Origin of the sequence: Streptomyces sp. NRRL F-6492 (assembly GCF_001280125.1) — a bacterium.
In the GTDB taxonomy this organism is placed as follows: domain Bacteria; phylum Actinomycetota; class Actinomycetes; order Streptomycetales; family Streptomycetaceae; genus Streptomyces.
The window spans coordinates 46,302-58,578 of sequence record NZ_LGEG01000046.1 but is presented as its reverse complement, the minus strand read 5'-3'; the positions used below and the strand labels follow the sequence as shown (position 1 = coordinate 58,578).

At 75.4% G+C, this 12,277-nt stretch carries 10 protein-coding genes; 4 read left to right on the top strand and 6 right to left on the bottom strand.

Features of this window, described 5'->3' with window-relative positions:
- Positions 1-124: 124 nt before the first annotated feature.
- The 4 genes from ADL08_RS06475 to ADL08_RS06460 all read right to left on the bottom strand — a co-directional run bounded on the left by ADL08_RS06475 (position 125) and on the right by ADL08_RS06460 (position 4,400).
- Entirely contained in the window at positions 125-1,774 is a 1,650-nt protein-coding gene (locus ADL08_RS06475; protein WP_053641087.1) for an acyl-CoA dehydrogenase family protein, read from the bottom strand.
- Positions 1,758-2,375: a TetR/AcrR family transcriptional regulator gene (locus ADL08_RS06470; RefSeq protein WP_053641086.1), complete on the bottom strand. Its 618-nt coding sequence runs from the start codon at positions 2,373-2,375 to the stop codon at positions 1,758-1,760. Before ADL08_RS06470 ends, ADL08_RS06475 begins: the two co-directional genes overlap by 17 nt.
- Positions 2,376-2,406: 31 nt before the next feature.
- Complete coding sequence (locus ADL08_RS06465; RefSeq protein WP_053641085.1) at positions 2,407-3,684, bottom strand: S1 RNA-binding domain-containing protein; 1,278 nt, start codon at positions 3,682-3,684, stop codon at positions 2,407-2,409.
- Positions 3,685-3,815: 131 nt separating this feature from the next.
- A complete protein-coding gene (locus tag ADL08_RS06460; protein WP_053641084.1) occupies positions 3,816-4,400 on the bottom strand; it encodes a TMEM165/GDT1 family protein in 585 nt (194 codons plus the stop codon).
- A gap of 298 nt (positions 4,401-4,698) precedes the next feature.
- Between ADL08_RS06460 and ADL08_RS06455 the strand changes: the two genes are divergently transcribed.
- Genes ADL08_RS06455 through ADL08_RS06445 form a run of 3 tightly spaced genes read left to right on the top strand, consistent with a single transcriptional unit; the run spans position 4,699 to position 7,983 of the window.
- The gene (locus ADL08_RS06455; RefSeq protein WP_078968396.1) at positions 4,699-5,337 is read left to right on the top strand and encodes a TetR/AcrR family transcriptional regulator; all 639 of its coding nucleotides are present in this window, start codon (positions 4,699-4,701) and stop codon (positions 5,335-5,337) included.
- A complete protein-coding gene (locus tag ADL08_RS06450) occupies positions 5,334-6,869 on the top strand; it encodes an MFS transporter (RefSeq protein WP_053641083.1) in 1,536 nt (511 codons plus the stop codon). Before ADL08_RS06455 ends, ADL08_RS06450 begins: the two co-directional genes overlap by 4 nt.
- Before the next feature lies 1 nt (position 6,870).
- Positions 6,871-7,983 carry a PP2C family protein-serine/threonine phosphatase gene (locus tag ADL08_RS06445; RefSeq protein WP_053641082.1) on the top strand — a complete coding sequence of 371 codons (1,113 nt, stop codon included), beginning with the start codon at positions 6,871-6,873 and terminating at the stop codon, positions 7,981-7,983.
- A gap of 11 nt (positions 7,984-7,994) precedes the next feature.
- Here the strand turns inward: ADL08_RS06445 and ADL08_RS06440 are convergent, their stop codons facing one another.
- Together ADL08_RS06440 and ADL08_RS06435 are read right to left on the bottom strand one after the other, a co-directional pair.
- Positions 7,995-9,359: an NtaA/DmoA family FMN-dependent monooxygenase gene (locus ADL08_RS06440; protein ID WP_053641081.1), complete on the bottom strand. Its 1,365-nt coding sequence runs from the start codon at positions 9,357-9,359 to the stop codon at positions 7,995-7,997.
- Complete coding sequence (locus tag ADL08_RS06435) at positions 9,356-10,477, bottom strand: LLM class flavin-dependent oxidoreductase (protein ID WP_053641080.1); 1,122 nt, start codon at positions 10,475-10,477, stop codon at positions 9,356-9,358. The genes ADL08_RS06440 and ADL08_RS06435 overlap by 4 nt, the downstream gene beginning before the upstream one ends.
- Positions 10,478-11,085: 608 nt before the next feature.
- On the opposite strand from ADL08_RS06435, the gene ADL08_RS06430 reads away from it, so the two are divergent.
- Positions 11,086-12,267, top strand: a complete 1,182-nt coding sequence (locus ADL08_RS06430; RefSeq protein ID WP_053641079.1) for an alpha/beta hydrolase family protein — start codon at positions 11,086-11,088, stop codon at positions 12,265-12,267.
- The last annotated feature ends 10 nt before the right edge of the window (positions 12,268-12,277 follow it).

The following is a 12,277-nucleotide window of genomic DNA, read 5'->3' as shown; positions in this document are numbered from 1 at the left end:
AAGTAGGACGGATCCTGTCCGCCTCGAAGACGTGCGGAGAGAATTCCCGCCGGGGGAGACCCGTCAGGGAGAGGCCTGTCCGGGGAAAACCCCGCCGTGTGGAGCACTCCGCCCGACGAGGTCCTCAGACCGCCGCGTCCGGCCCGCTCCGCTCGATGATCGAGGCCGTGTCCAGGCCCGCCGGAAGCGTGCCGAAGGCCAGGCCCCGGTCGCCGTCGAGCCGCGAGGCGCAGAACGCGTCCGCCACCGCCGGGTTCCCGTGCCGTACGAGCAGCGAGCCCTGGAGCACGAGCGCGAGCCGCTCCACGAGCCGCCGCGCCCCGTACGCCACCGCGTCCGGATCGCCGAGCCCCGCCAGCTCCTTGCGGAGCCCGGCGACCGCCGCGTCCAGGCGCCGGTCGGCGCCCGCGCCCCGGTCGACCTCCGCGAAGAACGCCTCCACCGCCTGCGGCTGACGGGCCATCGCCCGCAGCACGTCGAGCGCGGCCACGTTCCCCGACCCCTCCCAGATCGAGGGCAGCGGCGCCTCCCGGTAGAGCCTCGGCAGGCCCGAGTCCTCCACGTAGCCGTTGCCGCCCAGGCACTCCAGGGCCTCGGCCGCGTGCGCGGGCGCCCGCTTGCACACCCAGTACTTGGTGACCGCGAGACCGAGCCGCCGCAGCTGCTCCTCCTCCGCGTCGCCGCGTACCGCCCGGTCCACCGCCCCGGCGAGCCGCAGCGCCGCCAGCGTGGCCGCCTCCGCCTCCACCGCCAGGTCGGCCAGGACGTTCCGCATCAGCGGCTGGTCGACGAGCCGCGCCCCGAACGCGCCGCGGTGCGTGGCGTGGTGGACCGCGTGCACGAGCCCGAGGCGCATCCCGGACGCCGAGCTGATCGCGCAGTCGAGCCGCGTCATGTTGACCATCCGGATGATGGTCGCCACCCCGCGCCCCTCCTCGCCGACCAGCCGGCCGAGGGCGCCCTCGTACTCGATCTCGGAGGAGGCGTTCGACCGGTTGCCCAGCTTGTCCTTCAGGCGCTGGAGGCGGATCGCGTTGCGGCTGCCGTCCGGCAGGACGCGCGGCACCAGGAAGCAGGACAGGCCGCCCGGCGCCTGTGCGAGCGTGAGGAAGACGTCGGACATGGGGGCCGAGGTGAACCACTTGTGCCCGGTCAGCGCGTACAGACCGGGCTCGCCCGCCGGGACCGCCCGGGTCGTGTTCGCCCGGACGTCCGAGCCGCCCTGCTTCTCGGTCATCGACATCCCGGCGATGATCCCGCGCTTCTCCGCCGGCACCCGCAGACCGAAGTCGTACGACGGGGAGGAGAGCAGCGGCTCGTACACCTCGGCCAGCTCCGGCTGGGCGCGCAGCGCGGGCACGGCCGCGTACGTCATCGAGACCGGGCACAGATGACCGGCGTCGGCCTGCCCCCACACGAACACCTTCGCCGCGCGCGCCACGTGGGCACCGGGCCGCTCGTCCCGCCAGGGCGCGCCGTGCAGCCCGTGCCGCACGGCCACGTCCATCAGGGAGTGCCAGTACGGGTGGAACTCGACCTCGTCGATCCGGTGGCCGTACCGGTCGTGGGTGTGCAGCACGGGGGAGTGGCGCTCGGCGAGCCGCCCCCACTCCTGCGCCTCGGCGCCGCCGGCCCGCATCCCCAGCTCGCGGACCTCCGCCTCGGCCCAGCCGGCGCCCTCCCGGCGCAGCGCCTCCAGCAGGGCGGGGTCGGCGGAGGTGTCGTGACCGGTCAGCGGGGGGACCTGGTTGGTGACCTCATGCGTGGTCGGCATCGGGGACTCCCAGTGCTCGCAGGGTGAAGGTGACGAGTGCGGGTACGGTGCCCGGCCCGACGGACCCCTCCGCCAGCGGGCCGACGAGCGCCTCGGCGCCCGCCCCGACCAGCGCCGAGGCCGTCAGGACGGGCTCCTGGGGCGGTAGTTCGCCCGAGCGGACGCCCTCCTCGACGCGGGCGGCGAACACGTCCCGGAACGCGCGCCGGAAGACGAGCCGTTCCGCGTCCACGGCCGGGTCGACGGGCTCGGCGAGCAGGGCGTAGGCGAGGCGCGGCGACTTCAGGGCGCGCTGGGCGAAGGTCTCGACGACGGCGACCACCCGCTCGGCGGCCGAACGGTGCCCGGGGTGCCCGGCCGCCTCGGAGACGGCCGCGACCTCCCGCCCCACCACGGTCCGGAAGAGCTCGACGGCGAGTTCGGACTTGCCGTCGAAGTGGCGGTACACACTGCCCGTGGCGATCCCGGCCCGGGCGGCGACGGCCGCCACGGTGCATCCCGCGTAGCCCTGCTCGGCGAGCAGTCCGAGGGCCGCCTCGACGACGGAGGCGCGCTGTGCGTCGAGCCGGGCCTGGACGGCGGGGGTGCGGCGGTAGGGCATGGAAGGAGTGAAGCAGTGATTCACTCCTTCATCAAGGCCCCGGACGCCGCCGGGTCCTCGCCGGGTCCTCCAGGGCCCTCAGGGACAGCGACACGCGCTCGCGCCCCGTGTCGACGTCGAGGATCTCGGCCGTGACCTCCTGGCCGACCGTGACGACGTCGGACGGATGGTCGACGTGGTCACGGGAGAGTTCCGGAAGGTTGATCATCGCGGTGAAGCCGCCGATGTCCACGAACGTGACGCCGAAGGAGGCGATGTGCGTGACGGTGCCGGTGACGACCTGGCCGCGCCGGAGCCGCTTCATGAAGGCCCAGTTCCGGTCGCCGGGGGCCTGTTCGGTCCTCCATCGGGCCCGCAGGACGCCGTCGGCGTCGGGCAGGACGGCGGTGAGGAGGGGCTGGTCGCCGTCCTCGTACGGGCGCAGTGCGGCGGCGGCCCGGGCGCCCGCGAGCCACGCGGCCGCGGCCCCGTACTCCGACGCGTCGGCGATCGCGCTGGTGATCCTTCCGCCCCCGTCCCTCCCGTCCTCCCCGTCCTCCCGGACGAACTCCACCAGGCCTTCCTCCGGCAGCGCGGCGAGGACCGCGTCGACGTCGGTCGACAGGTCCGGCCACACCGCCACACAGGCACGGGGAGCGAGCCGGGCGCGCACCCCGTCGAGGTCGCGCCCCGTGAGCCGGTGCCACCGTGAGGCGTTGGAGACGTGGCGCTCCTCCAGGAGGGCCGCCCGGCCTTCGGTGACGCGCCGGCGCACGAGGTCCCAGAAGTCCTCGTCGGCGGGGCGCTGCTCTCCCGGCTCCTCGTCGAACTCCGCCGCGTAGGGCGACACCGGCAGGCGCTCGGGGAAGAGGCCGAGCGCACGCGTGCGCGTGAGGGCCTCCTCGCAGGGCCGGTCGCTGCCGACGTAGAGGTACTGGTCCTGTCCGACGTGCACGGTGAACACGTCCTCGACCTCCAGCCGGCACCAGGCGCCGTTGTCCCGCAGCATGGCCCGGACCAGCTCCAGTGCCACGGACAGCGGGACCGTGGCTCCGTCGTGGAAGCCTTCGAGGTCGGGCGGGAACAGTCCGGCCAGGCCGTCTCCTTCGACCGCCGGCTCCCGGCCGAAGGAGACGGGGCCGGTCACCTGCGGTTCGCGAACGTCCAGGCGGTCGATCCCCGTCGCCTCGGCGAAGGCGGCCACGGCCTTCAGATAGGCGGTCTCCACCGGGCCGTGGTCGCTGACGGTGTCCTCGTCGCCGACGTACGAGCCGTGCTCGTCGCGGTCGGCGGGGTCGTACTTGGTGATCCGGTAGGTGAAGGACGGCACTCTGCTCCCCGGGGTCGGCGACGGGGCTCCGCCGCCCGGCGAGCCTCTCCTCCGTGATCGTCCGGGAGCAAACGAATTGCCCCGCCGCCCTCCGGGGGCGACGGGGCGGGGGAGACGGCGGCGGGGCCGCGTCAGCCGGTGAAGACCTCGGTCAGGGACCAGATCGCGAGCCCCGCCATGCACACGCCGCCGATGCGCTGAACGGTCTTGAGGGGGACGCGCTTCGCGATGAAGCGGCCCGCGACCAGGGCGAGGGCGGAGACGCTCGTCAGGGCGGCGAACGAACCGATCGCCGTCGACCAGGTGCCGTTGGTGGCGGCCAGGTTGGCGGTGGTGATCTGGGTCAGGTCGCCCCACTCGCTGATGAACACGGCCATGAAGGCGGTCGAGAAGACGGGCCAGAAGCCGGTGACCGTCCGGCCGCCCGTGTCGTCGTCCTCGTCGTCGCCCCCGCCGCGCAGCAGCATGAAGGCGCCGAAGCCGAACAAGAGCGCCGAGACGAGTTTGACGATCCAGCCCGGAAGCAGCCCGAGCAGGCTGCCGGCGCCCACCGCGATGGCGACGTGCGCCAGGAAGGCGGTGGAGGTGCCGAACCACACGTACAGGGGCCGCATGCGCGTGCCCATGGCGAGGGACGCGAACATCGTCTTGTCGGGAAGCTCGGCGAGGAAGATCAGCCCGAAGGCGGTGAGGATCGCCAAGGGGTCGAGGTGCATACCGGGGCTCTCTGCTCGGTCCGGGCCCCCGGGCCCCGCACGACACCTCGGTGGGTGACGGGAGGACCACTCGGCCCGGCATGACGGACCGCGGCCACGGATGCGCGGACATGGTTGATGCCTGGCCGAAGGTCTCGCCCGTCCACGTCGTCCGTGGACCCGGCCACCGGGAACCCGGGGGTTCCAGTGTGTCGACGACCGGTTCGCAGGGCTACTCCCCTTCGCTGCCCTCCAGTGTAACGGACCAAGGCGTGAGAGCGAGTAGACACTGTCTACTCGCTCTTGGTAGACAGTGTCCATGCAGAGAGACCAAGAAGGTCACGGGGAACACGGTCGGAAGGACGCCGGACCGCGCGACGATCGCGAGGACGACGGGCTGCGCGGACGGCTCGTCCGGGCCGGCGTCGAGCTCGTGAACGCCGAGGGCGCCCAGGCCCTTTCGCTGCGCGAGATCGCCCGCCGCGCCGGCGTCTCCCACGGTGCCCCCCGCCGTCACTTCCCCACCCACCTCGACCTCCTGTCGGCCATCGCCCGGCAGGGCTTCGCCGAACTGGCCGCCCGCGTCGCCGCCGAGGACCGGGAGGACGCCGGACCCCGCGAGCGGATCGCGCTCCTCGCCCGCGTCTACCTCGACTACGCCGGGTCGCGACGCGGCATGTACGAGCTGATGTTCCGGCACGACCTGCTGGAGAGCGGGCGGCTCGGACTGCGCGAGACGAGCCTGCCGCTCTTCGCCCGGCTCACCGACCTGGTCGCCCGCGTCCGCACCGACACGGACCCGGTCGTCGCCGCGGGCGCCCTCTGGGCCAATCTGCACGGCATCGCCCAGCTCCGGCACTGGGGCAGCCTCCGGCTCGCGACCGGCGGCGCCGATCCCGCCCCGCTGCTCGCGGCCGCCCTCGACGCCCACCTCGGGCCCGGGGAGCCGGCCCCGTGAACCGGCGCCGCACCCCCGTCCTCGCCTGCAGCGTCGTCGGAGCGGCCGTCGTCGCCCTCGACGGCACGGTCCTGACCGTCGCCCAACCCGCCCTCCAGCGCGACCTGCACGCCGACGTCGGCCAGGTCCAGTGGACCAGCACCGGCTACCTCGTGGCCGTCGCGAGCCTCCTGGTCTTCGCGGGCCGCCTCGGCGACCGCTACGGCCACCGCCGGGTCTTCGCCGTCGGCGCCCTCGGTTTCGCCGCCGCCTCCGCCGGTGTCGCCCTGGCCCCCGGCATCGGGTCCGTGATCGCGCTGCGCGTGCTCCAGGGGGTGTGCGGGGCGCTCCTCCAGCCCGCCACCCTCGGCATGCTGCGCACGGCCTTCCCGCCCGGCCGGCTCGCGACCCCGATCGCCGTCCGCACCGCAGTCATCGGCCTCGCGGCCGCCGCCGGACCGCTCGTGGGCGGCGCGTTGGTCTCCGCGTACGGCTGGCGCTCCGTCTTCCTCCTGGGCGTTCCGCCGACCCTCGCCATCGGCCTCCTGGCCCTCGGCACCCGGGAGCCGCACCCCGGGGAAGCGGGAGCCCCCGACCGGACCACGCCCGACGGGACCGTCCCCGACGGGGCCACCGCACCCGGCCTGATCGTCTCCGGCCGAGCCGGACCCCCACCCCGAACCGCCCCCGCGGGCCCGCCCGTGCCCCCCGGTCTCACCGCGCTCGATCCGGTCGGCGCCCTGCTGCTCGCCGTGGCCCTGGGCCTGCTGGTCCACGGGCTCGTCGAGACCGCCCGCCCCGGCGGCGTCCGGCCCGGCGCGCTCGCGTGCGCCGGGGCCGTCGTCGCCGCGACCGCCCTCGCCCGGCACGAACGCCGCGTCGCCCGCCCCCTGCTGCCCCCCGAACTGCTCCGGAGCGTGCCCGTCGTCGCCGGGACCGCCGCGCTCCTCGCCGCCTCGGCGGCCCTCTTCGGCTCGCTGTTCGTGGCGACGTACTTCCTCCAGGACGTCCAGCGGCTCGATCCCCTCGCCTGCGCGCTGCGCGTCCTGCCGCTCGCCCTCCTCATGGTGCTCGGCGCGCCGTTCTGCCCGCTGCTCCAGCGCCGTTTCGGCCCCCGTCGCACGGCGACGGCCGGCGCCGCCCTGCTCGCGCTCGGCGTCCTGCTGCTCTCCCGCCTGGACGCCACGGCCGGCGCCCTCCCCGTCGGCGGCTGCTCCGCCCTCCTCGGCGCCGGTTTCGTCACGCTCATGGTCACCGCCACCTCCGTCGTCGTGCACCGTGCCCCCGAGGCCCACGCCGGAGTCGCCGGGGGCCTCCAGCAGACCGCGATGAACGTCGGCCCGGCGCTCGGCGTCGCCATCGCGACCCTCCTGCTCGCCCTCGTGCCGGACGGAGGATTCGTACCGGCCCGGGGCCTCGCGCTCCCGGCCCTGGCGGCGATCGCCGCCCTCGCGCTGCCCGCCGCCCTCGCCCTGCCCGGCGGCGCCCACCGGGGGACACGCCCGGAGCCGGCGCCATCCCGGCCCGGCCGACGGCCCTGCGTACGATCATGAAATGCCCGCAGCCGGTCCCCGCAGCAGCCCAGGCACGGCGACGCGCACCCAACTCCACATCGGTCGCGCCCTGCCCTTCCTGGTCCTGCTCCTGACGGCCCTCGCCGATGTGCTCACCCCCGACCAGGAGCGCTTCGACCGCCTCCTCGTCGCCGCGCCCGCGCTCGCCGCCGTCACCTGGAGCGTGCGCGGGACCCTCGGCATCGGGCTGCTCACCATGGCGGTCCGCGTGCTGCTCAGCTTCAACCGGGGCGGGGATCCCCTGCCCGAACTCCTCGCCAGCGAGACCGTCATCGCCGTCGTGACCGCCGCAGCGGCCTGGATCAGCAGGGTCCGCACCCGCTACGAGCGCGATCTGCGCGAACTCACCGCCGTCGCCGAGGTCGTCCAGCGGGTCGTGCTGCGCCCCCTGCCCCGGCGCCTCGGCCGGTTCGAACTCCACCTGCTGTACGTGGCGGCCGCCGCCAAGGCCCGGATCGGCGGCGACTTCTACGAGGCCGTCAAGGTCCCCGGAGCCGTGCGCGTCATGCTCGGCGACGTCCAGGGCAAGGGGCTCGGCGCCGTCGAGACCGCCTCCGTCCTGCTCGGCGCGTTCCGCGCGGCCGTCCACGACGCCGAGGACCTGGCCGTCCTCGCGGACCGGCTCGACGAGGGCCTCGCCCGCTACGGCGCCTGGGACCCGGACTCCGACGCCGCCGAACGCTTCGCCACCGTCGTCCTCGTGGAACTCCCCGACGACCGGGACGTCGCACGGCTCCTCAGCTGCGGCCACCCGGCCCCGCTCCTCCAGCACGGGACCGGGGCCGAGCCGGTGCGCTTCGCCGACCCCTCGCTCCCCGTCAACCTCGCGGGCCTCGCCGACAGCCACCGCCGGATCGAGGAGGTCCCCTTCGGCCCGGGGGACCGGCTGCTCCTCTACACCGACGGCGTCAGCGAGACCCGCGACCGGGCGGGCGCCTTCTACCCGCTGGAGGCACGCCTGCGCGGCTGGGGCCGGGAGCCCTCCGACGGCCTCCTGGAACTGCTCCACCGCGACCTCGCCGCCTACGGCGACGGAGGTCCCGACGACGACGTGGCCGCCCTCCTGGTGGTCCGCCCGCCCGACGCCCCCTGAGACCGCCGGGGTCACACCACCGGGGCGAGTCCCAGGTGCTCCCGGAGCGTCGTCCCCGTGTACGCCGTCCGGTACACGCCCCGCTCCTGGAGCTCCGGCACGAGCAGCTCCACGATGTCGTCGAGGCCGTCCGGCACGAGGTACGGCGACACGTTGAAACCGTCCAGGGCCCCGTGCCGGACGAACCGCGCGAACTTCTCGGCGAGCCCGGCGGGAGTCCCCACGTGCCCGCGCTGCGGACCCAGCTCGATGACCGTCTCGCGCAGCGACCAGCCGTTGGCGTCGGCCTTCGCCCGCCACTCGGCCACCACCGCCCGGGGGTCGTCCACCCAGCGCGTCCCGAACTTCCCCTGGTCCTTGGCGACCACCGGATCCTCGGCGGGCAGCGGCCCGTCGGCGTCGCGGCCGGACAGGTCGAAGCCCCAGAGCCGGCTCGCGATGCCGAGCGCCACCGCGGGCGTGACCTGTTCCAGGCGCACCCAGCGGGCCTTCTCCTCCGCCTCCTTCTCGGTCGCCCCGATCACGATCTCCGTGCCCGGCAGGATCCGCAGCGCGTCCTCGGCCCGGCCCGCCGCCCGCAGCCGGCCCCGGATGTCCTCGGCGAAGGCGAGCGCGTCGTCGAAGTCCGTGCCGTGCGCGGAGAAGACGACGTCCACGTGGCGGGCCGCGAAGTCCCGGCCGTCCGCCGAGTCGCCCGCCTGGAAGATCACGGGATGTCCCTGGGCGCTGCGCGGCAGCGTCGGCGCCAGGTCGAGGTCGAACTGGGCGCCCTCCGTCCGTACGCGCCCCACCGCCCCCGGCACCGACCAGGAGCGGGCCTCGGCGGAGTCCGCCACCGCGTCCTGCGCCCAGCCGTTCCACACGGCGCGCGCGACGGACAGGAACTCCTCGGCGCGCCGGTAGCGGTCGGCGTGGTCGAGGAACCCGCCGCGCCGGAAGTTCTCGCCGGTCCAGGCGTTGTGCGTGGTCACCACGTTCCAGCCGGCCCGGCCGCCGGAGAGCAGGTCGAGGCCGGCGAGCCGCCGGGCGAGGTCGCCCGGCTCGTTGTAGGTGGTGTTGGAGGTGGAGACGAGGCCGATCCGCTCGGTCGCGGCGGCGAGCGCCGACAGCTGGGTGATCGAGTCGGGCCGGCCCGCCACGTCCAGCTCGTGGACGCCTCCCCCCGACTCGCGCAGCCGCAGGCCGTCGCCGAGGAAGAAGGCGTCGAAGAGGCCGCGTTCGGCGGTCCTGGTCACCCGCAGGAAGGTGGCCGGGTCGATCTGGGAGCCGCTGGACGGGTCCGACCAGATCGTCCAGTGGTTGACCCCCTGGAAGAACACCCCGAAGTGCAGCCGCGCGTCCGGGCGCGGGACGTCGTTCGGATCGGTGCGGGTCATCGGGTCTCCTCCGGGACGGACGCGGCGGCGCCGGCGGTCGTGAAGCGGCTGAAGGGCCGGGGCAGGCCCAGGGAGGTGCGGAGGGTGGTGCCCGGCAGCGGCCGGGCCGCGAGCCGCCGCACGAACAACTCGGGCAGGACGAGCCGGGAGAGCACGGCGAGGTCCTCGTCGAGGACGAGCGGCCGCAGCCGCACCCCGTCGACGTGCCCGCCGAGCTCCGTGAGCAGCTCCACCAGACCGGCGGCCGGACCGGTGTACCGCAGCCGGTCGGGACGCTCCTCCCACGGCGCGTACCGCTCCAGGTCGGCGATCCGCTCCCGTGCCGTCTCGCGCGGGGTGTCGAGCGCCACTTCGACCTCGGCGAGGGCGAGCGGCGCACCGGCGGCCGCGCCCGCCGCGCCGACCTCGGCCGGAGTCGACCCGCCGACCAGGGCCACGTCGGTCAGCTCCGCCGGGACGAGGCCGGCGGGAGCCAGGACCACGGGCCGGCCCTGCGGCGGGCGCGGCACGATCGACGGCCCCTTCACCGAGTACGTCTCGCCCTCGAAGTCCACGTAGTGCAGCCGCGTCCGGTCCAGGTAGCGGCTGGTGGCCACCGACCGGATCACCGCGTCGTCCTCCCACGAGTCCCACAGGTCCCGTACGACCCGGAGCCCGTCGCGGGCCTCGCGGGCGATCGCGTCGGCGCCCTCGACGACCGCCCGTCCCCAGGCGCGCGCGGCGGCCGGGTCCTCCTCGGTCCCCACCACCCAGCCGGCCCGGCCGGTCGAGACGTGGTCGAGCGAGGCGATCTGCGAGGACACGTGGAACGGCTCGGCGTACGTGGTCGCGAGGACGGGGGCGATGCCGAGGACGCTCGTCGACGCGGCCACGAACGCGGCCCGTTCCACCGCGCCGATCCGGCCCACCGGGCCGGTGCCGTCGGCGGAACCGGGCGGCAGGATCGAGTCCTCCAGGGTGACCAGGGTGAACCCGGCGTTCTCGGCGGCGGCCGCGACCCGGGCGAGACGGCGCGGGCTCAGCAGCTCTCCGGGGGCGTGCGCGGCACGGCGCCACGCGGCGGGATGGGCACCGTCGCCGTCGATCTCGACGGCCAGGTGCAGGGCGGGGCGGGGCATGGGAGTCCTTCCGAACGGCGAGGGCGCGCGGCGGCGCGGCAGCGGTGCGGGGCACGGCTGCGCGGGACCGGGCGACGGGACGTCACGAGAAGCGCGGACCCGGGCCCGGCGCGGGGGATCGCCGCGCCGTCCCGCGCCGGACGGGCACGGGACGCGCGGACCCGCGGGGCGGGATCAGGCGCGCAGGGAAGGACAGATGGCCGAGGCGGTACGGCAGAAGTCGACGTGCCGACGGCAGACGAGCCGGGCACCCGCCCGGACCGGGGCGTACGGCGCCGCAGTCGCTGTGAGCACGTGCGCCTCCCCCCGGGTCCCGGACCCGCCCGGACGCGGGCGGGGACTCCTCACCATAGGCAGGCGGCCTTCCGCACTGTCAAGGTCGTCTCGCCGCACGGAGCCCCCGGCCTACCGGTACGTCAGGGCGGCCGCGGGGGAGGGGAGTCGAGGGGAGCCGGACACCGGGGTCCGGGACGTCGGCACGGGTGCTCGTGGGCGACGGCACGGGTACGCGTGGGCGACGGGCCGGATCCCGCCTCAGACCCGAGGTTGATCGAAAGTGAGCCCACGGGCGGACGCGCGGGACCGTTCGGGGCGCCTACCGTGCCGGCATGACTCGACTCACCAGGGCCGTAGCGGCCACCGTCCTCACCTGTTCCCTCGCCTTAACGGCAGGGGTCGCCACCGCGGCCGCTCCCGACGGCCCCGCCCCCGGCGCCCGCACGGCGGTCACGCAGCCGGCGCGGCCCGCCGTCCTTCCCGCGCCCACCGGGCCGCACGCCGTGGGCAGTACGGTCCTGCCACTGGTCGACCGGTCCCGCACCGACCCCTGGGTGCCCACCGCCGACGGGCGGGCGCTCATGGTCACGCTCCACTACCCGGCCGCGCGCTCCGGCGGCGGCAGCCCCGCCCCGTACGCCACCCGGGAGGAGGCGCGGCTGCTCGCCGAGCAGCTCGGACCCGGCGTCTCCGGCGACGTGCTCGCCCGGACGCGCACCCACAGCAGGACCGACGTCCGGCCCGCTCCGGGCCGCCGCCCCCTGGTGCTGCTCTCGCCGGGCTTCAGCGTCTCCCGCTGGACGCTCACCGCGCTCGCCGAGGACCTCGCCTCGCGCGGCTACGTCGTCGCCTCCGTCGACCACGCCTACGAGTCGTTCGGGATCAGCCTCCCCGGCGGCCGCACCCTCACCTGCGTCGCCTGCGAGGCCCTCGACGAGGGCGGGGTGCACGGGAGCGTGGTCACCTCCACCCGCGCCGCCGACATGCGGTACGTCCTGGACCGGCTCGTCGGCCCCCGATCCGTCTGGCGGTACGCCGACGTGATCGACGCGCGCCGGATCGGCATGGCGGGCCACTCCATCGGAGGGGCGAGCGCGGCCACCGCGATGGCGGCCGACCGCCGCATCGACGCCGGGATCAACATGGACGGCGCCTTCTGGGAGGAGCTTCCGGCGGAGGGCCTGCGGGGCCGCCCGTTCATGATGCTCGGCACCCACGACGAGACGCACCTGCCCGGCGGGACCGACACCAGCTGGGACCGGACGTGGTCCGCGCTCGACGGCTGGAAGCGCTGGATCACGCTGGCCGGATCCGACCACTTCTCCTTCTCGGACGGTCCCGTGATCTCACGTCACTTCGGCCTGCCCGAGCCGGAGCTGCCCGCCGACCGGGCCGTCGCCCTCACCCGGACGTACGTCTCCGCCTTCTTCGACCGGCACCTGCGCGGACTTCCGCGACCGGTCCTGGACGGTCCGACCGCGGCCGACCCGGAGGCGCACTTCCAGAACCCCTGACCGGGGCCGG